The following is a 21,281-nucleotide window of genomic DNA, read 5'->3' as shown; positions in this document are numbered from 1 at the left end:
GGCGCTACCGCTCCCCCAGCACCTCGAACACGTCACCGTCCACGGCCCGCCGCTCGACATGGCGGCGGTGCCAGAGGGCGTAGAACAGCAGGTGCCAGGCGGCGAAGCCGCGATGCTTCTCGCTGCCGGCATGGCGGAACAGCGCCGCCACCCGGTCCGGCCGGGCGATCTCGGCGACGCCCGGCTGTGCGGCGACCAGGGGCCCGAGCCGGTCGCCGACGCTCTCGATCCAGGCGCCGATCGGCACCGTGAAGCCCTGCTTCGGCTTGAAGGGTTCGGCGGCCGGGAAATGCCGCGCCAGCCATTGCCGCAGCAGCCATTTGCCGCTGCCGCGCCGCACCTTCAGCGCATCCGGCAGGCGGAAGGCCGCCGCCGCCACGCCGGGGTCGAGCAGCGGCGTCCGCCCCTCCACCCCATGCGCCATCAGGCAGCGGTCGAGCTTGATGAGCAGGTCGTTGGGCAGCCAGTCCGCCACATCCAGCGCCTGCGCCGCCTGCAACCGGGTGCGGCCGGGGCTGGCGGCCGCGGCCTCAGCGGCGCCGGTGCCGTCGCGCCAGCCGGTCAGGGGCTCACGCAGCACATCCAGCCGGTCGAAGCTGCCGCGCGACCGCGGCGCCTTGCCGCCGAGCCACCAGGGCTGCATCGCGGCGCGGTAGCGGCCATAGCCACCGAACAGCTCGTCGCCGCCCTCGCCCGAGAGCACCACCTTCACCTCCTGCCGCGCCCGCCGCGCCAGGAACCAGGTGGGGATGATGGCGTAGTCGGCCGCCGGGTCGTCCATGGCGCCGACGATCTCCGGCAGGTGCCGCCAGACATCCGCCTCGTTGACGGAGACGGTCACGTGCCGGGCACCGGCGGCGGCGGCGAGATGCGCGGCGGCGGCACGCTCATCCGCCGCGCCGGGCACGTCGAAGCCGGCGGTGAAGGCCAACACCGGGGTCTCGTTCAGCCGCGCCATCAGGGCGAGCACCGCGCTGCTGTCGATCCCGCCCGAGAGGAACATGCCATAGGGCACGTCGCTGCGCTGGTGCAGCAGCACGCTCTCCTCCAGCGCCGTATCGAGCCGGGCCAGCGCCGCCTCGGCCTCGATCGGCTCCGGCCCGCCCTCGGGCAGGGCGGCGCGGCGATGGCGCTCGGTCACTGCGCCATCGGCGATGACCACCGTCTCGCCGGGGAGGATGCGGCGGATGCCCTCGAAGATGGTCTCGGCGCCGGTGGTGAACTGGATCTGCAGCAGCTCGGCGCGGGCCTCGCGGCGGATGCGCGGCTCGACCAGGCCGGCGGCGATCAGCGCCTGCGGCTCCGAGGCGAAGGCGAGGCCGCCCGGTATCTCCGCCAGATAAAGCGGCTTGATGCCGAAGGGATCGCGCGAGAGGACCAGCCGGCGGCTGCCGCGGTCATGCAGGGCGATGGCATACATGCCGCGCAGGTTGTCGGCGAAACCGATGCCGTCGCGGCGGAACAGATGCAGCGGCGGCTCGCAATCGCTGCCGGTCGAGCAGGAGAGCTGGTTGTGCTCGCGCAGCTCCCGGTAGTTGTAGACCTCGCCATTGGCGACCAGGGCGGCGGCGCCGGCAAAGAGCGGCTGGTCGCCGGTGACCAAGTCGATGATCGAGAGCCGCGTGTGGCAGAGCGCGACATTGCCCGAGACATGATGGCCGTGCCCATCCGGCCCGCGATGCGCCAGCGCCCGGGTCAGCGCATCGAGGGTGGCGCCCTGCGGCGCCTGCCCGACCCGCAGCGCGATGCCGGCAAGGCCGCACATCAGCGCGCCTCCGGCAGGGCGAGGCCGCCAAGGAATTCCCGCCAGCGGGCGAGCACCGGGGCCGGGGCATGGCGGGCGGCGTATTCGGCGCGGCCGGCGGCAGCCAGGGCGGCGGCGCGGGCGGGTTCGGCCAGCAGCCCGGCGATGGCGGCGGCCAGCGCCTCGGGCTGGTCCTTGGCGACGAGGAGCCCGGTCTCGCCGGGACGGATCAGCATGGCGGGGCCCTGGCTCTCGGTGGCGATCACGGGGCGGGCGGCGGACCAGGCCTCCAGCACGACATTCCCCAGCGGCTCATGCCGCGAGGGGCAGATGAAGAGGTCGCAGGCGGCCAGCAGCGCCCCCGTATCCTGCCGCCAGCCGAGCAGGCTGAAGCGCGGGCCGAGGCCCAGCTCGGCGGCGAGGCGCTCCAGCGCCAGGCGTTCCGGCCCCTCCCCCGCCAGGGAAAGATGCGCGCCGGGGACCAAAGCGACGGCGCGGAGCAGCGTGTCGAAGCCCTTGTTCGGATGCAGCCGGCCGAGCGCCAGCAGGCGCGGGGCGCCGGGCGGCGCGGGCAGCAGCGCCGGGGTGGCGCCGGCCAGGTCGGCGGCGAAATTCGGCACGCAATGGGCCCGCTCGGCCGGCCAGCCGCGGGAGACGACCCAGGCGCGGATATCCTCGGTATTGCCGATGATATGGTCGCAGCCGCGATAGTATTTCAGGTCGTAATACCCCCCCATGCGGCCGACCAGCGGCCAGGCGGCGCCACGCCGGCGCAGCCGCCCGGCGAAGCGGCTGGCGCGATTGGCCCAGGCGATGACGACCTGGGGCAGGAAGCCGGCCAGCGCCGCCCGCAGGCCAGGGCCGGTGCGGAAGTCGAAGACCCCGCCGAAGGGAAGCTGCACCGGGACCAGCCCGCCAGCCTGGAGCCGCGCGGCCCGGCCGGCATCGGCGCGGATCACCGCCAGCACCTGCTCCCCGGCGGCATGCTGGGCCAGGGTCAGCCGCTCGAAGAAGGCCTCCGCCCCGCCCATCGGCGCACCGGCGATGACATGGGCGATCCTCATGCCGCCAGCGCCTCGAACCGCGCCGCGACCGCATCCCAGGAGGGACCGGGGCCGCGGGCGAGGGCGCCCTGGTGCAGCGCCGACCAGGCGGCATCCCCGGTCAGCAGGCGGATGGCAGCCTCGGCGAAGCCGGCCTCGTCCCGCGCCACCACCCCGGTCATGCCATCCTCGATCCGCTCGGCGACGGCGCCGAGCGGGGTGACGATGCAGGGCAGGCCGATCGCCTGGGCCTCGGCCAGGGCAAGGCAGAAGGTCTCGCCGGGATCGCCGCGATAGAGCATCAGCCGCGCCCCGGCGAGGCGGGCGGCGAGCAGCGGCCGCGGCAGGGGATCGCGCAGCCGCACCCCCTGCCCTTCCAGGGCGGCGGCACGGGCGAGCACCGGGGCGGCGCGGGCAGCGAGGCGGGCATCGCCGCCATAGGTGGACGCGCCGCTATAGAGGTGCAACTCCGCCGATGGCACCGCCGGCCGAATCCGCGCCGTCCAGAGGTCCAGCAGCCAGTCGAGACCGCGCAGCGGGTTGGAGGTGAAGACCGCGACCGGGGCGGGCGGCGGGCGCACCACGCCGCCCGAATCGAAGGGCGGTGCGACCGCGAGCGGGATGGAAACCCTCCGCATCGGCAGGAAGGGCGGCAGCGTCGCCGCATGGGCGGGGCCGAGCGTCACCAGCCGCGGCCAGGCCGCCAGCAGCGGCAGCAGGTGCCGCGGCTTGCGCAGATAGCCGCCCGGATTGTGCAGCCAGAGCACCCGCCGCCCGCGCGGCAGGGCCCGGAACAGCCGCGGCAGGCGATTGGCGATGACGAGATCGGCCGCCTCCCCGTCCGGCGCCAGCGGCGCCCAGCGCAGCCCGTCCCGCATCTCGGCCGGTGCCGTGCCGGCGCGCAGCTCCAGCGCATGGCCGCGGGCAGAGAGCGCTCCGGCCAGCAGGGCGAAGGCCGTCTCCGACCCGCCGAGCGGCTGGCCCGCCAGCCCGGCCGGGCCGATGCGCGGCCCCGCCGTCGCCATGACGATGCGCATCAACGGTGCCGGTCCGGCTCCAGCCGGGCCTTCAAATGCGCGAGCAGCGGGAAGAGCCCGGCGCAGAGGGCGATCAGCAGCCCCCAGCCGCCCTCCTTGTAGCCGCCGCGCCCGACATAGCATTTGAGGATCCGCGACAGGCAGCGGCGGATATTGTCGGGCAGCGAGCCGATCCGGCCCTCGGCCAGCAGGTCCGCGGCCTTGGCCGAGGAATAGCGGTCGAGCCGGCGGAGCATGTCGGAGATGTCGCGGTCCACCTCGTGGCGGATGCCGATCCCCTCGATCCTCTCGCCCTCGGAGCCGGTCCAGTCGAGCCCGGGATGCACCCGCTGCGCCCGCCAATGCTTGGCGCCGCGGCGGAACAGGATGGGCTTGAGCGTGGTGCCGAAGCTGCCGCCCCAGCCATGCCGGATCAGCCGCTTGCCCACGTAATTGTCGATCCGCACCCGATGGAAGCCATGCGGCGAGCTGGCGATCACCCGGCGGAGGACGGGCCAGAGCTCGGGCGGGACCCGCTCATCGGCATCGACTTCCAGGATCCAGTCGCCGGTGCAGGCGGCGATGCCGGCATTGCGCCTCTCGCCCTCCAGCGCCCATGCGCCTTCCAGGATGCGGGCGCCATGGGCGCGGGCGATCTCGGCACTGGCATCGGTGCTGCGGTCGAGCACCACGACCAACTCATCGGCCGGGGCCAGGCTGGCGAGGCAGGGCGGCAGCCGCGCCGCCTCATCCCGCGCCACGACCAGGGCCGAGAGCTTCATGCCAGCAGCCCCCGGGCGGCGGCCAGCGCCGCCTCGAGCGTCAGGCCGGGCATGCTGTCGAGGGCGGGCGCGCCGGGCGCGATGGCGGTCGCGGTGCGGCGGCCGGCCGGGGCATATTCCTCGACACGGGAAGGGCCGAAGAGGCCGAGCGTCGGCGTGCCCGTCGCGGCCGAGAGATGCATCAGCCCGCTGTCATTGCCGACGAACAGGGCGCAGCGGGCCAGCACCGCCGCCGCCTCCGGCAGGGCGATGCGGCCGACCAGATCGACCGCGCGGTCGCCGAGGGCGGCGAGCACCGGCGCGGCCATCGCCGCTTCCTGCGCGCCCGGCCCGCCGAGGATCGCGGCCCGCGCCCCGGGCAGCGGCCCGTCCGGCGCGGAGAGGCGTTCGAAGAGGGCGACGAAGCGATCCGCCGGCCAGACCTTGCGGTCCCAGTTCGCGGTGGGGCCGAGGCCGATCCAGGGCCCCTCCCCCGGCAGCAGCGTGGCGGCGCGGGCGCGGTCGGCGGCATTGAACCAGGCGACCGGCAGGGGCGGCGGCTCCAGGCCGAAGAGCTTGCCGAGATGGCCGAGCCGGTGCCCCGGCTGTCGGCCGCCCCGCATCACCACCCGCCGCTTTGCCCGGACTAGCCAGGCGAAGGCGGAGCCGCGCAGATCGACCACCATGTCCCAGCGTTCCAGCCCCGCTTCCCGCCACAGGTCGAGCCAGTGGAGGCGGAGGCGGCGCTTGGTCAGCAGGATGGTCCAGGCCCGGTTGGGCATGCGGGCGAAGACGCCCTCGGCCGCCGGGCCGCAGGCGATGACGATCTTCGCCTGCGGCCAGCGTCGGATGAGATGGTCCAGCAGCCCGGTCGAAAGGACGGCGTCGCCGATCCGGGTCGCGGTGATGAAGAGGATGCGCACGCCGGGGCCTTAGCACGCCATGGGCTTGTCGCGGAGGGGCCGGGGGGCCAACTCCGTTGCATGCCGATTGCAATCCTGCCCGAGAGGGGCGTGCTGGAAGTGGCGGGGGAGGACCGGGTGGCCTTCCTCCAGGGGCTGGTCTCGAACGACGTGGCGGCCGCGGCGCCGGGCCGGGCGGTCTTCGCCGCTCTGCTGACGCCCCAGGGCAAATGGCTGGCCGAATTCTTCATCCTGGCCGAGGGCGAGCGGCTGCTGCTGGATTGCGAACGGGCCCAGGCGGGGATGCTGGCGCTGCGCCTCTCGCGCTTCCGGCTGCGCTCGAAGGTCGCTCTGCGCGACCTGTCCGAGGAGCTGCGCGTCGCGGCCGGCTGGGGCGGGGCGCCGATGCCGCCCGGCGCGGTGCCCGATCCTCGGCTGGAGGCAGCCGGGTGGCGGCTGGTCTCGGCCACGCCGCCGGCGGCGGATGCTGCGGCGGAAGACTATGACCGGCACCGACTCGCGCTCGGCCTGCCCGACGGCACCCGCGACATGGTGGCGGAGCAGAGCCTGCTGCTGGAGGCCGGCTATGACGAGTTGCACGGCGTCTCCTGGACCAAGGGCTGCTATATGGGCCAGGAGCTGACGGCGCGGACCAAATATCGCGGCCTGCTGAAGCGCCGGCTGGTGCCGGTGGCCGTGGACGGCGCGCTGCCGGAACCCGGCACGCCGATCCTCTCGGGCGAGTCGGAGTGCGGCGAGATGCGCTCCGGCCGGGACGGATTCGGCATCGCGCAGTTGCGGCTGGAGGCGCTGGACGGCAGGCCGCTCCGCTGCGGCGGGGCGATGCTCGCCCCGCGCATCCCGGCCTGGATGGCGCTGCCCGCCGGCTAGGCTGCCTTGGCGAAGCAGTCGATCTCGAAGCTGCCGCTGAGGCCGGCGGCATACATCGAGCGATACCAGAAGGACCCGGCGAACCAGGTGACGAAATTCGCCGCGTTCGGGAACCAGTATTCGCCGAAATTCGGGTCGAAGAAGCAGACATCCTCGGCCACCCAGGCGGCCATGGCATGCGCGCCTGCCTTCCCGCTGATGCCGATCTTCTTGTACTGCCCGGCGCTGCGCCCACCGGCGCGGGTGAAGTCGCGGGCGATGCTCTCGGCCAGCGTCCGGGCCGAGAAGAAGCCCGAACTCCCTTCGGCATGGCGCAGTTCGCCGGTGCCATAGCGCCGCCCGCGGGAGGAGAAGGCATCCGCGCTGGACTTCATCTGCAGGATGCCGCGCTCCCGCAGGAATTGGTTGGTGACGGCGTTCTGGTTCGGCGCCCGGTCGCCCTCGCGCTGCAAGGCCATCACCGCCCAGAGCGGGCCCGGCGCCACTTGGTCCGGCCCGTTCGGGGTCAGCCAGTTCCAGAGCGAATCACCCTTGGCGTGGTACCAGATCCAGTGGCCGGAGAGGGATTCGCAGACCCCGCCCGCGGTCGCCTCGTCCTGGGTGATCATGCCGAGCACCGGGTCGCGGCACTGGCTGAAGGTGGAGGTGCAGAGCTGCGGATTGGCAACCGAGCGCTGCACCAGCGGCGCGGCCGTGCGGCCGCACCAATGGCCGAAGCGTTCCAACCAGGATGGCATGAGGCGTATCTCCCGCGGTCGTGAACAACCGAGGGTTTTGCTGCCAGCCCTGGATACGCGCGGCAACGAATCAAATGTCGCCGCACTTCACAGAATGGTGAGTGGCCCGGTCAGGCGTTCACCACCGTCCCGCCATTCGGGTGCAGCACCTGGCCGTTGATGTAGCTGCTGTCGCTCTCGGCCGCGAGGAAGATGTAGCTCGGCGCGCATTCATCGGGCTGGCCGGGGCGGCCCATCTCCGCCGACTGGCCGTGCTTCGCGGTGCTCTCCTCGTCGAAGCTCGCCGGGATCAGCGGCGTCCAGATCGGGCCAGGTGCGACGGCATTCACCCGGATCTTCCGGGATTGATAAAGCTGCTGCGACAGGCTGCGGGTGAAGGCGAGGATGGCGCCTTTGGTGCTGGCATAGTCGATCAGCCCCGGGCTGCCCTTATAGGCCGTGACCGAGGTGGTGTTGATGATGGCGCCGCCCTCCGGCATGTGCCGCAGCGCTGCCTTGGTCACCCAGAACATGCCGAAGATATTGGTGCGGAAGGTCCGCTCCACCTGGGCTTCCGGGATCTCGGCGAAGTCCTTGCAGATATGCTGCTCGGCGGCGTTGTTCACCAGGATGTCGATGCGGCCGCCGAGCGCAGCGGCGGCGCGGTCCACCGCCTCGCGCACGAAGGCCGAATCGCCGATATCGCCGGCGATCGTCTCGCAGCGGCGGCCCTCGGCCTCGATCAGGCGGCGGGTCTCGGCGGCGTCCTGATGCTCGTCCTTGTAGAGGATGACGACATCGGCGCCCTCCTTGGCGAAGCCGATGGCGACCGCGCGGCCGATGCCGGAATCCCCACCGGTCACGACGGCATGCTTGCCGACGAGCTTGCCGCTGGCGCGCCAATTCTCCATCCGGTCGCGCGGCTGCGGGGTCATCTCCGCCTCGATGCCGGGCTGGCGGTCCTGGCGTTGCGGCGGCTGGGGGGTCTTCTGGTCGGACATGGGCAGCACTCCTGCGTGCCGCGGCAACGGGGCGGGCGGTGCGGGGGTTGCGGCCCGCGCGTGGAACGGTCGGTTAAGCCTTGGCCGGCATCCTCCGCCCGATGGACAAGCTGCAGGGCATCTCCCGCGGCGCCGGCATGGCCCCGCCCGCGGCGCGGCCGGCCAAGGCGGATGCGTTCAAGCAGGCCATGGCCCGCGCCATGGAGGGCGCCGGGCCGCCGCTGCCGGCCCCACGCGCGACCCCACATTCGGCTCCGGTGCCGCCGGGCGAATTCCGCGCCCGCATCGCCCGGGCCGAAAGCGGCGAGGCCGGATTCGCGGCGCGCAACCCCGCCTCCGGCGCGCTCGGCCGCTACCAGTTCACGCCCCAGGCGCTGCGCGATCTCGGCTGGCAGGATACGGCCGGCGGCTGGACCGCCCGCGCCGCCGAATGGGGCGTGCGGTCGGAGGCGGAATTCCTCACCAGCCCGGCGGCGCAGGAAGCCGCGATGGCCGCCTATCTGCGGCGGGCGGAGGAGCTGCTGGCGCGCAATGGCAGCCTCGCCCGGGCCGGCGGGGCGGTCACCGGGCTCGACGGCCAGGCGGTGCCGCTGACCGAGGCCGGGCTGGTCGCCGCGGCGCATCGGCGCGGCGCGGGCAGCGTCGCCCGCTACCTGGCGCATCGGACCGCGTCGCCGGAGGCACCGCTCAGCCCCGCCGACCGCAGCGCCTTCGCCGCGGTCGAGGGCAGGCTGCGCGCCTTCGCCGCCCTGCCCTATGCGGTGGCGCGGCGGCCGGGCGGCGGGCCGGCTACTGGATGATCAGGCGGACGAAGTAGTCCGCGGTCTGCTCCACCTCCTTCGGGAAGGCGGGGAAGCGGTGGGTGTCGGTGCGGAGGCGGTTGGTGTCTGTGTCGCCGAAATTGATGGCGATGATGGACATCACCGTCGGCACGCCGCCCGCCGTCATGCCGACCACCTGCACGAAGGCGCTGCGGGTGCCGGCAGCGCGCTTCACCGCCGAGAGGGAGAAGACATAGGTCGCCAGCTGCTCCGGCTTCTGCCGGGTTTCCGCCTCACGCTCCGGCGCCACGATCAGGTTGTTCACGCGGACATCGCCGCCGACCAGGTCGAGATCGGCCAGCGCATTCGCGGCGATGCGGCGCCAGCCGCTGTCGAAGCGCTCGGCCCGGGCCGGGGCCCAGATGAGGCTGGCCAGGAGGACCGCCAGAAGGGTGCGCCGCATCCAATCTCTCCTCAAGGATGGTGCGGAAATTATACAATGATACGGTCGGTAACAATCCTCACATCCGGGTCACGCCCCGTCGCGCAACAGGCCGGAGATGATCCGCTCCAGCCCATCGAGCGTGCTGCAATGGGCGGCGATGCGGCAATGCGGGGCGTAGCGGGGCATGTCGGAATCGCCGGTGCCCCAGAGGGTGCGCGTCTCCGGATTCAGCCAGACGATCTGCTTCGCGCGCTCCGCCATGCGGGCCAGGATGTCGCTGCGCGGGTCGGTGCGGTTGCCGCGCCCGTCGCCGAGGATGATCACCGTGGTCTGGTGGTCGAGCAGGCCCATGAAGCCGGCCTCGAAATCCGCCAGCGCGGCGCCGTAATTCGAGGAGCCGAAGCCGGCGCGGTCGAGCACCGCCGGGATGGCGCGCTCGATCGGCAGATCCTCCAGCAGGTCGGAGACCTCCACCATCGTGCCGGTGAAGGCGAAGGCGCGCAGCCCGGCCAGCGCCTCGCGCAGGGAATAGGCAAAGAGCAGCAGGAACTGCGCCATGGCGGCGACCGAGCCGCTGACATCGCAGAGCAGGATCAGCTTCGGCCGCGCGATGACCTCCTGCTTCCAGACCGGCAGGAAGGGCACGCCGTCCCAGGCCATGTTGCGGCGAAGCGTCCGGCGCACATCCAGCACGCCGCGGCGGTCGCGCCGGCGCTTGCGACCATAGAGGCTGGCGAGGCGCCGCGCCATGGCACGGACCAATTGGCGCATCCGTTCATGGTCGCGCCGATCGATGGCGGCGAGCCGCGTGCGGGCCAGGGTGCGGCGGCGGAACTCCTCGTTCCGTCCCTCGGCATAGAGAGCGAGGTTGCGCTGCACCTCGTCACGCACCGTCTCGCGCAGCCCCTCGCGCCCCTCGCGCAGCCGCTGCGCCGTCACGGGCGGTGCGGCGGCGATCTCGCGGTCCAGCGCGGCGAGGCCCATGCGTTCCAGGATGCGGCGGGTGAAGAGATTGACCTGGGTGAAGATGGCGATGCTGGTCACATCCGCCTCGGCCGCCGCCGCCGCGGCCGCAGCGGCGAGGCCGGCGGCATCGCCCGAGAGGATCATCCGGCCGAGCGGGCTCTCCCCCTCCCCGGCCGCCGGCGCCTCATCGGGCGGTGGCGCGGGTGGTGCGGGCGCGGCGAAGAACAGGTCGAAGCAGGTGGCGAAGACTTGCTTCTCCTCCACCGTCTTCGCCAGCACCAGGCCGAGCGCGTCGCGCAGCGCCTCGCGGTCGGCAAAGCCGATCACCTCCGCCGCCTGCACCGCATCGATGCTCTCCGCTGGCGAGAGGCGGAGGCCGGCGCTGCGAGCGGCGCGGAAGAAATCGAGCAGCGGGCCGGTCACGACCGGACCGGCACCGCCTCGGGCCGCGCTGCCGTCAGCAGCTCCGCGAGCCGGGGCTCGGCGGCCTCGATATCGCTCTCGAATTTCAGCAGGACGTTCAGCGTCTCCCGCACCAGACCTGCGTCCAGCTCCCGCACATGCAGCAGCAGCAGCACGCGGGCCCAGTCGATGGTCTCGCTGACCGAGGGCTGCTTCTTGAGGTCGAGGCTGCGGAGCTGCTGCACGAAGGCGACGAGGCGGCGGCGCAGCCCTTCCTCGATCCCCGGTACACGGCGGGCGATGATCCGCGCCTCCAGCCGCGCATCGGGCAGGCCGATATGCAGATGCAGGCAGCGGCGCTTCAGCGCATCGCCGAGGTCGCGCTGGTTGTTCGAGGTGAGCAGCACCAGCGGCGGGACATCCGCGCGCACCGTGCCGATTTCCGGGATGGAGACCTGGTAGTCCGAAAGGAGCTCGAGCAGGAAGGCCTCGAATTCCTGGTCGGCCTTGTCCACCTCGTCGATCAGCAGCACGGCGCCGCCCGGCTCGCGCAGCGCGCGCAGCAGGGGGCGGGGCTCCAGGAAATGCTCGGAGAAGAAGAGGTCGCTGAAGCCGTGCAGGCGGTTCAGCGCCGCCTCCAGCCCCGGTTCCTCACCCAATACGGCGCCGAGCCGGTCCTTCAGGATCTGGGTGTAGAGCAGCTGCTTGCCGTATTTCCATTCATACAGCGCCTTGCTCTCATCGAGCCCTTCGTAGCACTGCATGCGGATCAGCGGCAGGCCGAGCCAGGATGCGGCGGCCTTGGCGAGCTCGGTCTTGCCGACGCCGGCCGGGCCCTCGACCAGGATCGGCTTGCGCAGGTGATGCGCCAGATAGAGGGAGGTGGCGATGGGGCGGCTGGCGATATAGCCCGCGCTCTCCAGCCCGCGATCAGTGGCCTCGATGGATGTCAGCAGGCCGTGCCAAGCTGGACTCATAAAGGGTGGGGTCTCCAAATGGGCCGGGGATGATGCCCTGGCCCGGGCCCGGCGCCAAATCCGCCGGCCCGCCCGCTGGCCCGGCTGGACCTCCCGCCTCGGACAGCTAGACTGCCGCCGGGAAGACGTCCAAGGGAGGAATGATCCCGTGCTACTATCCGACCGGGTGACCGGCACGGTCCTCGTGGTGTTGGGCGGCCTTGCCGCCTGGAGTGGCTCCCGCCTGCCGGCCGTGCCGGGGCAGGATGTGGGACCCGCCGCCTTCCCCATGCTGATCGGCTTCGGCCTCGTGATCTGCGGCGTGTTGATCGCCTTCGGCATCGGTCACAGCTTCGAGGTGCCCGAGGAAGAGGAGGCGCCGGCCGGGCGATCCAGCTTCTATGGCCTCCGCATCCTGGTGCCGCCGGCGCTGCTGCTCTTTTACGTGCTGGCCGCGGAGCCGCTGGGCTTCCTGCCGACGGCGGCGATCATAGTGCTGGTCGGCGCGCTGGTGCTCGGTGCCCGGCTGATCCTCGCCCTGCCGATCGCGCTCATCGCGCCGGTTCTTGTGCATCTCGCCTTCTACAAACTCCTGCGGGTGCCCCTGCCCGCCGGCATTCTCCCGGCGCCGTGGTAGGACCATGAACGATCTTCTCGAAGCCGTCCGGCTGGTGGCGGCGCCCGATGTGATGATCGCGATCGTCGCCTCGGCCATCTACGGGCTGGTGGTCGGCTCGCTGCCCGGCCTCTCGGCCACCATGGCGACGGCGCTGCTGGTGCCCGTCACCTTCTGGCTGAGCCCGATCGCGGCCATCGCCACGATCATCACCGCCTCCGCCATGGCGATCTTCTCGGGCGACATCCCGGGCTGCCTGCTGCGCATTCCGGGCACACCCGCCTCGGCCGCCTATACGGACGAAGCCTATGCGATGACCCGCAAGGGCCAGGCGGAGACGGCGCTCGGCGCCGGGCTCTGGTTCTCGGCCATCGGCGGGATCGTGGGGACGCTGTCCCTGGTGCTGATGGCGCCGCTGCTAGCCGAGATGGCGCTGTCCTTCTCGACCTTCGAGTATTTCTGGCTCGCCTTCCTCGGGCTGATGTGCGCGACGCTGGTGGCGCGGAGCAGCCCGATCAAGGCGATCGCCTCGATGCTGCTCGGCCTGCTCGTCTCCTGCATCGGGATGGAGAATCCGGCCGGCACCCCGCGCTTCACCTTCGGCCTGACCGACCTTCTGGGCGGGATCGAGCCGATCCCGGCCCTGGTCGGCGTCTTCGCGGTGAGCGAGGTGATGCGGGCGATGGTGACGCCGGAGCCGCCGAAGCTGCCGGACCGGAAATTCGGCTCCATCCTCGCCGGACAGTGGAAACTGACCAAGAAATACCAATGGCCGATGTGGCGGGGGAACTTCATCGGCGTCATCATCGGCGTGTTGCCGGGCGCCGGCGCCGATATGGCCGCCTGGGTCAGCTATGCCATGTCGAAGAAGTTCTCGAAGGAGCCGGAGAAATTCGGCACCGGCCATCCGGAAGGGCTGGTCGAGGCCGGCGCCTCCAACAACGCCTCCCTCGCATCGGGCTGGGTGCCCTCGCTGCTGTTCGGCATCCCGGGCGACACCATCACGGCGATCGCCATCGGCGTGCTCTACATGAAGGGGCTGAATCCCGGTCCGACGCTGTTCACCGAGCGCGCCTCCTCGATGTATGCGCTCTACCTGATCTTCATCCTGGCCAATATCATCATGATCCCGCTGGGCATCCTGATGATTCGCCTGGCCTCGCAGGTGCTGCGGGCGCCGCGCGCCGGGATCATGCCGGTGATCTTGCTGCTTTGCGCCGTCGGCGCCTACGCCACCGGCAACAACCTCTTCTCCGTGCTGATGGTCGGCGCCTTCGGCATCCTCGGCTTCGTCATGGACCGGAACGGATATCCGGTGGCGGCGCTCGTCCTCGGCATCGTGATGGGGACGATGGTGGAGCAGAATTTCATCACCTCCCTCATCAAGTCCGACGGTGATGTGCTGCCCTTCTTCGAAAGGCCCGTCTCGGCGGTGCTGGCGACGATGACGATCGGCGCCCTGCTCTGGCCGCTCGGCGTCTGGATCTGGAACCGCACAGGCGGGCGGCGCTTGCCGGCCCAGGGCGCGGCAGAGTAGCAATGATACCAATGAATGCCGGAGGACACGTGATGACGATGATCGACCGCCGCAGCCTGCTCGGGGCCGGCGCCGCCCTGCTCGCTGCCCCTGCCCTCGCCCAGTCGCGCTGGCCGGCGCGGCCGGTGCAGATGCTCTGCCCCTGGGCCGCGGGTGGCGGCACCGATGCGGTGCTGCGCATCGCCGCGACCCTGCTGGAGAAGGAGCTGGGCCAGCCCTTCAACGTGGTGAACCGCACCGGCGGCTCGGGCGTCGTCGGCCATGCCGCCCTCGCGGCGTCCCCGCCGGACGGCTACACGCTCGGCATCATCACCTCCGAGATCTGCATGCTGCATTGGCAGGGGCTGACGGAGGTCACCTACAAGAACTTCACCCCGCTCGGTCAGCTGAACAACGACCCGCCGGGCATCCAGGTGAATGCCAGCTCCGCCTACAAGGACGTCAAGCAGCTGGCGGATGCGATCAAGGCGAGCCAGCCCGGCAAGTTCAAGGCGAGCGGTACCGGCCAGGGCGGCATCTGGCACCTGGCGCTGGCGAGCTGGCTCGGCGCCATGGGGCTGAAGGCGGATCATGTGCGCTGGGTGCCCTCCAACGGCGCGGCGCCGGCGATGCAGGATCTGGCGGCGGGCGGGCTCGACTTCACCACCTGCTCGGTGCCCGAGGCGCGGGCGATGCTGGATGCCGGTCGGGCGCGCAGCCTGGCGGTGATGGCGCCGGAGCGGCTCTCGGCCTTCTCCAACATCCCGACGCTGAAGGAGACGATGGGCATCGACATCACCGCCGGCGCGATGCGGATCATCGCCGGGCCGAGCAACCTGCCGGCCGAGGTGAAGGCGGCGATCGAGCCGGCGCTGAAGAAGGTTTTCGACTCCAAGGAATATCAGGAGTTCATGAATGCCCGCGGTTTCGGCCTCGTCTATGCCGATGGCGCCGGCGCCGGACGGGCGCTGGAAGCGGCGGACAAGTCCCTCGGCGATGCAATGAAGGCGGCGGGGCTGGCCAAGGCCTAACCCCTCCTCTCCTGCAACAGGCGCGTCAGCAGCTCGATCTGTTCCTGCTGACGCGCCAGCAGCGCCTCGATTTCCCGCGTGCGAAGCTGGTCCAGCTTCTCGTGCAGGGCCATGATCTCGATCTCGGCCTTCAGGTTCACCTCATAGTCATGGGCCGCGTCCAGCCGGTCCCGCGCCGCCTGGCGGTTCTGGCTCATCATGATGATCGGCGCCTGCAGCGCGGCGATCATCGAGAGCAGCAGGTTCAGGAAGATATAGGGATAGGCGTCGAAGGGCCGCGGCAGGAGGGCGTTCAGCACCGTCCAGGCCAGCAGGAACAGGCCGAAGGCGATGATGAAGGACCAGGAGCCGCCGAATTCGGCGACCCGGTCGGCAATGCGCTGGCCGAAGGTCAGCTCCCCGGCGAAATCCCGTTCCACATTGCGGCTGATGACGCTCCGCTGCTTCGCCGCGGCCAGGACCAGCCGCTCGGCCGGGCCGAGGTCATGGGCCTTGTGGCCGAACCAGCGATGCGCCGCCGAATCGGAAGTTGTGGCTTCGGGCATGAACGAGCTCCGTTGGACCAGCCGAAGATAGCTTGCCCGATCCCGGGTGAGAGGCCACCTTTCCAGCCGAACGCAGAGAGGGAACGGGCGTGGCCGGCTTCAGGAGCACCGAGAAATACATCGCCTCGCGCGACCTGGAGGTGGCCGTCAATGCCGCCGTCGCCCTCCAGCGCCCCCTGCTGGTGAAGGGGGAACCGGGGACGGGCAAGACCGTGCTGGCGCATGAGGTGGCGGAGGCGCTCGGCCTGCCGCTGATCGAATGGCACATCAAGTCCACGACCAAGGCGCAGCAGGGCCTCTATGAATACGACGCCGTCTCGCGCCTGCGCGACGGGCAGCTCGGCGACGAGCGCGTCCACGACATCTCGAACTACATCATCCGCGGCAAGCTGTGGGAGGCCTTCGCGGCCGACCGGCAGCATGTCCTGCTGATCGACGAGATCGACAAGGCGGATATCGAATTCCCCAACGACCTGCTGCTCGAGCTCGATCGGATGCAGTTCTTCGTCTACGAGACGAAGGAGACGGTGGTGGCGCGGCACCGGCCGATCGTCATCATCACCTCGAACAATGAGAAGGAGCTGCCGGACGCCTTCCTGCGCCGCTGCTTCTTCCACTACATCCGCTTCCCCGACCGGGAGACGATGGAGAAGATCGTCCAGGCCCATTTCCCCGACATCAAGCAGGAACTGGCGCGCGAGGCGCTGAACGTCTTCTTCCAGGTCCGCGGCGTGCAGGAACTGAAGAAGAAGCCGGCGACCTCCGAGCTGCTGGACTGGCTGAAGCTGCTGATGATCGAGGACCTGCCGCCCGAGGTGCTGCGCTCCTCCGACCCCAGGACCGCCATCCCGCCGCTGCATGGCGCGCTGCTGAAGAACGAGCAGGACGTGCATCTGTTCGAGCGGCTGGCCTTCCTCTCCCGCCAGCGGCAGCGCTAGCACCATGCTCGCCCACTTCATCATGGCGCTGCGCAGCGCCGGCATCCCCGCCAGCATCACCGAATACCTGACGCTGCTGCGCGGCATGAAGGAGGGCGTGGCAGACTACAGCGTCGATGACTTCTACCACCTGTCCCGCGCGACGCTGGTGAAGGATGAACGCCATCTCGACCGCTTCGATCGGGTTTTCGGCGAGGTGTTCAAGGGGCTGGAGCCGCCGGAGGGCGCCGCCTTCGCCGATCTCGTCCGCCAGCTGCCGGAGGAATGGCTGCGCAAGCTGGCCGAGAAGTTGCTGACCGATGAGGAGAAGGCGCAGATCGAAGCCGCCGGCGGCTTCGACAAGCTGATGGAGATGCTGCGCGAACGCCTGGCGGAGCAGAAGGGCCGGCACCAGGGGGGCAGCAAATGGATCGGCACCGCCGGCACCTCCCCCTTCGGCGCGCATGGCTACAACCCGGAAGGCGTCCGCATCGGGCAGGACGAGGGACGCAACCGCCGCGCGGTGAAGGTCTGGGACAAGCGGGAGTTCCGCGACCTCGACGACAATGTCGAGATCGGCACCCGCAACATCAAGCTGGCGCTGCGCCGGCTGCGGCGCTTCGCGCGCCAGGGCGCGGCGACCGAGCTGGACCTGCCGGACACCATCCGCTCCACCGCCAACAATGCCGGATCGCTCGACCTGAAGATGGTGCCGGAGCGGCACAACACGGTGAAGGTGCTGCTCTTCCTCGATATCGGCGGCTCCATGGACGACCATGTGAAAGCCTCGGCCGAGCTGTTTTCGGCGGCGCGGGCGGAGTTCAAGCACCTCGCCCACTTCTACTTCCACAACTGCCCCTATGAGCGGCTCTGGACCGACAACCGGCGGCGGCGCGACAGCGAGGTTTCGACCCATGAGGTGCTGCGGACCTATGGGCCCGACTACAAGGCGGTCTTCGTCGGCGATGCGAGCATGAGCCCCTACGAGATCATCCAGCCCGGCGGCAGCGTCGAGCATTGGAACGAGGAGCCGGGCAGCGTCTGGCTCAACCGGATCACCGGGCATTTCCGCCGCTCCGCCTGGTTGAACCCGATGCCGCAGGCGGGGTGGGGCCATACCCACTCCATCGGCCTGGTGCGCCAATTACTGGAGGACAGGATGTTTCCCCTCACCCTGGGCGGGATCGACGCCATGACGCGAGAGCTGAGCCGCTGAGATGACGACTGCCGCCGAACGGATCGTGGAATTCCTCGCCGCACAGGGCATCGACCGCGCCTTCTGCGTGCCGGGCGAGAGCTATATCGCCCTGCTCGATGCGCTGCATGGCTCCGCCATCGACCTCGTCACCTGCCGGAGCGAGGGCGGGGCGGGCTTCATGGCAGTGGCCGATGCCAAGCTGACCGGGCGGCCGGGCGTGGTGCTGGTCTCGCGCGGACCCGGCGCCTGCAATGCCTCCATCGCCGTGCATACCGCCGAGCAGGATGCGGTACCGCTGATCCTGCTGGTCGGGCAGGTGGAGAGGCGTGACCTGCGACGCAACGCCTTCCAGGAAATCGACTACGCCAACATGTTCCGCGGCGTCGCCAAATGGGTGGGCGAGGCGACCGACCCCGAGCAGGTGCCGGAGCTGATCGCCCGCGCCCATGCGCAGGCGTGCGGCGGGGTGCCGGGACCGGTGGTGCTCTCCCTGCCCGAGGATGTGCTGGCGATGGATTGCGCCGCCCCGGCGCTGCCCGCGACCCTGCCGAGCCCCCTGCCCCCCTCCCCCGCCGATGCCGCACGCCTCGCCGTGCTGCTGCGCGGGGCGGAACGCCCGATCCTGCTCGCCGGCCATGGCTTTGAAGCCGAGGGCGGGCGGGAGGCGCTGCTGGCCTTCGCCGAGGCCTGGCAGGTGCCGGTCGCCGTCTCCTTCCGGCGGCAGGACCTCTTCCCCAACCGGCATCCGCTCTATGCCGGCGATCTCGGCCTTCGGAATCCGGATGCGCAGCGGGCGGCCTTCGCCGAGGCCGATCTGGTGCTGGCCCTCGGCACGCGGCTGACCGACATCACCACCCAGGGCTGGACCTGGCCGGTGCCGGGGCAGCGGCTGGTGCATGTCTGCGCCGATCCGCGCTTTCTCGGCTGGCTCTTTCCGGCGGAGCTCGCCATCGCCGCCGATGCCCGCGCCACAATCGCGGCGCTGGGGACCGAGTCTGCCGGCGCCCCGGCCGGCCGCGCCGCCTGGACCGCGCGGCTGCACGACCTCCATCTCTCGGATTGCCAGGTCACGCCCCGCGTCTGGGAGGATGGCGTCGCCTTTGCCGAGGTGGCGAAGCTGATCGAGCGGGTAGCGCCGGCGGATGCCATCGTCACGCTGGATGCCGGCACCTTCGGCGCGCCTTTCTACCGCAAGGTCGGCTGGCGCCCGCCGCAGCGGCTGCTGGCCCCTGTCTCCGGCGCCATGGGCTTCGGCGTGCCGGCGGCCGTCGCCGCCGCGCTCCGCCATCCGGATCGGCGGGTCATCGGCCTCGTCGGCGATGGCGGGGCGCTGATGACGGGTGGCGAATTCGCCGTCGCCGTGGCGCGCGGGGCGCCGATGACGCTGATCCTCTCCGACAATGGCAGCTATGCCAGCATCCGCATCCATCAGGAGAGGGCGCATCCCGGCCGCGTCTCCGGCACCAGCCTGATCAATCCGGATTTCGCCGCCTGGTGCGCCGCCTTCCGGGTGCCGGTGACGGTGGTGGAGAGTCAGGCCGACCTGCCGGCGCTGGAGGCGGCGCTGCGGGCGCCGGGGATCTCGGCGGTGGTGGTGCGGACCTCGCTGGAGGCGGTGCTGCCGAAGTAGCGCCCTCCATCCGGTGCCAGTCGCCGGCCGCCTCGCGCGCCGCGACCTCCTGCGCCAGCAGGTCGAGCACCAGCGCCACGGCGCGGTTCGGGGCGCGGTCCGGCGGCAGGGCCAGCACCACCTGGCGGCGCGGCACCGGGCGGACCAGCGGCGCGACCAGCAGGCGGCCGGCCGCCTCCTCCGCCCGGATGGCGGACCGCGGCAGCACCGCCTGGCCGATGCCGCTCTCGACCAGCTCCTTCAGCACCCCGAAGCTGTCGGCTTCGAAGGCGACATCGAGGGCGATGCGGGCCCGTCCGGCCGCGGCCTCGACGATGCGGCGGAGGCCATGCTGGCGGCTGGGCAGCACCAGCCGCCGGCCGGCGAGGCTGGCGAAGGGCACCGGCCCCGGCCCGATCCCGCTGCCGGCGGCGCCGACCAGGACCATCTCCTCGATCAGCAGCGGCGTGACCCGGAGGTGCAGTGCCGGCGCCGGGCCATAGAGCAGGGTCGCATCCGTCACCCCGCGCTGGACCCATTCGACCAGATGGCCGGTATAGCCCTCGACGATGCGGAGCGAGAGGCCGGGATGGTCGAGGGCCACCCGCCGCGCCAGCGGCCCGGCGAGGACCGAAGCGATGGTCGGCATCATCCCGAAGGCCACCTGCCCGGTCACCGCGCCGGCGAGGCCGCGCACCTCCGCCACCGCCCGCTCCAGCTGGCGGACCGGGCCATCGATCCGTTCCAGCAGGGCGGTCCCGGCCTCGGTCAGCTGCATTCCCCGCCCGTGCCGGGCAAAGAGCGGCAGGCCGATCTCCTCCTCCAGCAGGCGGATCTGGCGGGAGAGCGCGGGCTGGGCGAGATGCAGCCGGTCCGCGGCGCGGCTGAGCGAGCCGGAATCGGCGACCTCGCGGAAGGTGCGGAGCTGCTTCAGGTCCATGGGCGGCAGATATAGCAGACCGTTATATCCGGTATCGGCGTTTTCGAATTCCGCGAAGGCAGGGCCAGGGCCACCTTCCCTATCCTTGCCAGTGGCTCCCCCCAGCCCTAATCCGCTCTTCCGGAGGATATGTCATGGACCAGCCGATGCTCGCCGCCGATCCGCATGCCGAGATCCGGGAGGAGGTGGGCAAGCTCTGCGCCCGCTTCCCCGGTGAATACTGGCGGCAGGTGGACCGGGACCGCGCCTATCCCACCGAATTCGTCCAGGCCCTGACCGAGGCCGGCTATCTCGGCGCACTGATCCCCGAGGAATATGGCGGGGCGGGCCTGCCCCTCTCGGCCGCCGCGGCGATCCTCGAGGAGATCCATCGCTCCGGCGGCAATGCCGGCGCCTGTCATGCCCAGATGTACATCATGGGCACCATCCTCCGGCATGGCAGCCCGGAGCAGAAGCAGCGCTACCTGCCGAAGATCGCCAGCGGCGAGTTGCGACTGCAGGCCTTCGGCGTGACCGAGCCGACCAGCGGCACCGACACCACCGCACTCCGCACCTTCGCCAAGCGTGAGGGCGACAAATATATCGTCAACGGCCAGAAGATCTGGACCAGCCGGGCGGAGCATTCCGACCTGATGCTGCTGCTGGCCCGCACCACGCCGCGCGGCGAAGTGGCGAAGAAGACCGATGGCCTCTCGACCTTCATCGTGGATATGAAGGCGGCGCTGGGGAATGGCCTGACCATCCGCCCCATCCGCACCATGATGAACCACAACACCACCGAGGTCTTCTTCGACAACATGGTGGTGCCGGCCGAGAACCTGGTCGGGCAGGAAGGCCGCGGCTTCCGCTACATCCTGGACGGGATGAATGCCGAGCGGCTGCTGATCTCCTCCGAGAGCATCGGCGACACCAAGTGGTTCATCAAGAAGGCGGTGGACTACAGCAAGGAACGCGTGCTGTTCGGCCGGCCGATCGGGCAGAACCAGGGCGTGCAGTTCCCGATCGCCAAGGCCTATGCGCAGATGCGCGCCGCCGAGGCACTGCTGAAGCTTGGCCTCGCCAAGTTTGAGCGCGGCGAGAACTGCGGCGAGGAAGCGAATATGGGCAAGATGCTCGCCGCCGAGGCCGCCTGGGCGGCCGGCGAGGCCTGTATCCAGACCCATGGCGGCTTCGGCTTCGCTGAGGAATACGATGTCGAGCGGAAATACCGCGAGGCGCGGCTCTATCAGGTGGCGCCGATCAGCACCAACCTGGTGCTGAGCTATATCGGCGAGCACGTCCTCGGCATGCCGCGGAGCTACTGAC

20 protein-coding genes and 1 pseudogene are annotated in these 21,281 nt (G+C 70.9%); 9 read left to right on the top strand and 12 right to left on the bottom strand.

Annotated features, from left to right (window positions below; translation table 11 throughout):
• Positions 1-4: 4 nt before the first annotated feature.
• The 5 genes from asnB to JMJ55_RS05240 are packed head-to-tail and all read right to left on the bottom strand — an operon-like array spanning position 5 to position 5,487.
• Positions 5-1,765, bottom strand: coding sequence for an asparagine synthase (glutamine-hydrolyzing) (gene asnB, locus JMJ55_RS05260; RefSeq protein ID WP_202824468.1), 1,761 nt, complete (start codon positions 1,763-1,765; stop codon positions 5-7).
• The gene (locus tag JMJ55_RS05255) at positions 1,765-2,808 is read right to left on the bottom strand and encodes a glycosyltransferase (RefSeq protein WP_202824467.1); all 1,044 of its coding nucleotides are present in this window, start codon (positions 2,806-2,808) and stop codon (positions 1,765-1,767) included. The genes asnB and JMJ55_RS05255 overlap by 1 nt, the downstream gene beginning before the upstream one ends.
• Positions 2,805-3,824 (bottom strand): glycosyltransferase, encoded by a 1,020-nt coding sequence (locus tag JMJ55_RS05250; protein ID WP_236033481.1) that lies wholly within the window; start codon positions 3,822-3,824, stop codon positions 2,805-2,807. Before JMJ55_RS05250 ends, JMJ55_RS05255 begins: the two co-directional genes overlap by 4 nt.
• On the bottom strand, positions 3,824-4,585 hold the full coding sequence (locus tag JMJ55_RS05245) for a glycosyltransferase family 2 protein (protein WP_202824465.1): 762 nt from the start codon (positions 4,583-4,585) through the stop codon (positions 3,824-3,826). The genes JMJ55_RS05250 and JMJ55_RS05245 overlap by 1 nt, the downstream gene beginning before the upstream one ends.
• Positions 4,582-5,487, bottom strand: coding sequence for a glycosyltransferase family 9 protein (locus tag JMJ55_RS05240; RefSeq protein ID WP_202824464.1), 906 nt, complete (start codon positions 5,485-5,487; stop codon positions 4,582-4,584). Before JMJ55_RS05240 ends, JMJ55_RS05245 begins: the two co-directional genes overlap by 4 nt.
• Positions 5,488-5,547: 60 nt before the next feature.
• On the opposite strand from JMJ55_RS05240, the gene ygfZ reads away from it, so the two are divergent.
• Positions 5,548-6,357 carry a CAF17-like 4Fe-4S cluster assembly/insertion protein YgfZ gene (gene ygfZ / locus JMJ55_RS05235; RefSeq protein ID WP_202824463.1) on the top strand — a complete coding sequence of 270 codons (810 nt, stop codon included), beginning with the start codon at positions 5,548-5,550 and terminating at the stop codon, positions 6,355-6,357.
• Here the strand turns inward: ygfZ and JMJ55_RS05230 are convergent.
• Positions 6,354-7,094 carry a YopT-type cysteine protease domain-containing protein gene (locus tag JMJ55_RS05230; RefSeq protein ID WP_202824462.1) on the bottom strand — a complete coding sequence of 247 codons (741 nt, stop codon included), beginning with the start codon at positions 7,092-7,094 and terminating at the stop codon, positions 6,354-6,356. The two genes, ygfZ and JMJ55_RS05230, sit on opposite strands and share 4 nt — an antisense overlap.
• 110 nt (positions 7,095-7,204) lie before the next feature.
• The gene (locus JMJ55_RS05225; RefSeq protein ID WP_202824461.1) at positions 7,205-8,074 is read right to left on the bottom strand and encodes an SDR family oxidoreductase; all 870 of its coding nucleotides are present in this window, start codon (positions 8,072-8,074) and stop codon (positions 7,205-7,207) included.
• A gap of 101 nt (positions 8,075-8,175) precedes the next feature.
• Here JMJ55_RS05225 and JMJ55_RS05220 point away from each other — a divergent pair, with 101 nt between their 5' ends.
• Complete coding sequence (locus tag JMJ55_RS05220) at positions 8,176-8,874, top strand: hypothetical protein (protein WP_236033439.1); 699 nt, start codon at positions 8,176-8,178, stop codon at positions 8,872-8,874.
• Here JMJ55_RS05220 and JMJ55_RS05215 read toward each other — a convergent pair.
• From JMJ55_RS05215 to JMJ55_RS05205, 3 genes are all read right to left on the bottom strand, one after another.
• Complete coding sequence (locus JMJ55_RS05215; protein ID WP_202824459.1) at positions 8,864-9,298, bottom strand: hypothetical protein; 435 nt, start codon at positions 9,296-9,298, stop codon at positions 8,864-8,866. The two genes, JMJ55_RS05220 and JMJ55_RS05215, sit on opposite strands and share 11 nt — an antisense overlap.
• Positions 9,299-9,367: 69 nt before the next feature.
• Positions 9,368-10,669 carry a VWA domain-containing protein gene (locus tag JMJ55_RS31885; protein ID WP_202824458.1) on the bottom strand — a complete coding sequence of 434 codons (1,302 nt, stop codon included), beginning with the start codon at positions 10,667-10,669 and terminating at the stop codon, positions 9,368-9,370.
• Positions 10,666-11,625 (bottom strand): AAA family ATPase, encoded by a 960-nt coding sequence (locus JMJ55_RS05205; protein WP_202824457.1) that lies wholly within the window; start codon positions 11,623-11,625, stop codon positions 10,666-10,668. The genes JMJ55_RS31885 and JMJ55_RS05205 overlap by 4 nt, the downstream gene beginning before the upstream one ends.
• Before the next feature lie 148 nt (positions 11,626-11,773).
• On the opposite strand from JMJ55_RS05205, the gene JMJ55_RS05200 reads away from it, so the two are divergent.
• The 3 genes from JMJ55_RS05200 to JMJ55_RS05190 are packed head-to-tail and all read left to right on the top strand — an operon-like array spanning position 11,774 to position 14,767.
• Positions 11,774-12,241, top strand: coding sequence for a tripartite tricarboxylate transporter TctB family protein (locus JMJ55_RS05200; protein ID WP_202824456.1), 468 nt, complete (start codon positions 11,774-11,776; stop codon positions 12,239-12,241).
• 4 nt (positions 12,242-12,245) lie between these two features.
• Positions 12,246-13,757, top strand: a complete 1,512-nt coding sequence (locus JMJ55_RS05195; RefSeq protein ID WP_202824455.1) for a tripartite tricarboxylate transporter permease — start codon at positions 12,246-12,248, stop codon at positions 13,755-13,757.
• A 32-nt stretch (positions 13,758-13,789) separates the two neighbouring features.
• A complete protein-coding gene (locus JMJ55_RS05190; RefSeq protein WP_202824454.1) occupies positions 13,790-14,767 on the top strand; it encodes a tripartite tricarboxylate transporter substrate binding protein in 978 nt (325 codons plus the stop codon).
• Here the strand turns inward: JMJ55_RS05190 and JMJ55_RS05185 are convergent.
• The gene (locus tag JMJ55_RS05185) at positions 14,764-15,312 is read right to left on the bottom strand and encodes a DUF1003 domain-containing protein (protein WP_202824453.1); all 549 of its coding nucleotides are present in this window, start codon (positions 15,310-15,312) and stop codon (positions 14,764-14,766) included. The genes JMJ55_RS05190 and JMJ55_RS05185 overlap by 4 nt on opposite strands.
• Before the next feature lie 89 nt (positions 15,313-15,401).
• On the opposite strand from JMJ55_RS05185, the gene JMJ55_RS05180 reads away from it, so the two are divergent.
• The 3 genes from JMJ55_RS05180 to JMJ55_RS30830 are packed head-to-tail and all read left to right on the top strand — an operon-like array spanning position 15,402 to position 19,057.
• Positions 15,402-16,250, top strand: coding sequence for an AAA family ATPase (locus JMJ55_RS05180; protein ID WP_202824452.1), 849 nt, complete (start codon positions 15,402-15,404; stop codon positions 16,248-16,250).
• Positions 16,251-16,254: 4 nt separating this feature from the next.
• Complete coding sequence (locus JMJ55_RS05175; protein WP_202824451.1) at positions 16,255-17,445, top strand: vWA domain-containing protein; 1,191 nt, start codon at positions 16,255-16,257, stop codon at positions 17,443-17,445.
• Between the two features lies 1 nt (position 17,446).
• The gene (locus JMJ55_RS30830; protein ID WP_236033437.1) at positions 17,447-19,057 is read left to right on the top strand and encodes a thiamine pyrophosphate-binding protein; all 1,611 of its coding nucleotides are present in this window, start codon (positions 17,447-17,449) and stop codon (positions 19,055-19,057) included.
• A gap of 55 nt (positions 19,058-19,112) precedes the next feature.
• Here JMJ55_RS30830 and JMJ55_RS05170 read toward each other — a convergent pair.
• Positions 19,113-19,976 (bottom strand): annotated as a pseudogene (locus JMJ55_RS05170) (LysR family transcriptional regulator); the annotation flags it as partial.
• 134 nt (positions 19,977-20,110) lie between these two features.
• Between JMJ55_RS05170 and JMJ55_RS05165 the strand changes: the two are divergent.
• A complete protein-coding gene (locus tag JMJ55_RS05165; protein WP_236033436.1) occupies positions 20,111-21,280 on the top strand; it encodes an acyl-CoA dehydrogenase family protein in 1,170 nt (389 codons plus the stop codon).
• Position 21,281 lies beyond the last annotated feature (1 nt).

The organism is Belnapia mucosa, assembly GCF_016775475.1.
In the GTDB taxonomy this organism is placed as follows: Bacteria; Pseudomonadota; Alphaproteobacteria; order Acetobacterales; family Acetobacteraceae; genus Belnapia; species Belnapia mucosa.
The sequence above is the reverse complement of the archived record's forward strand: the minus strand, read 5'-3'. Positions and strand labels throughout refer to the sequence as shown.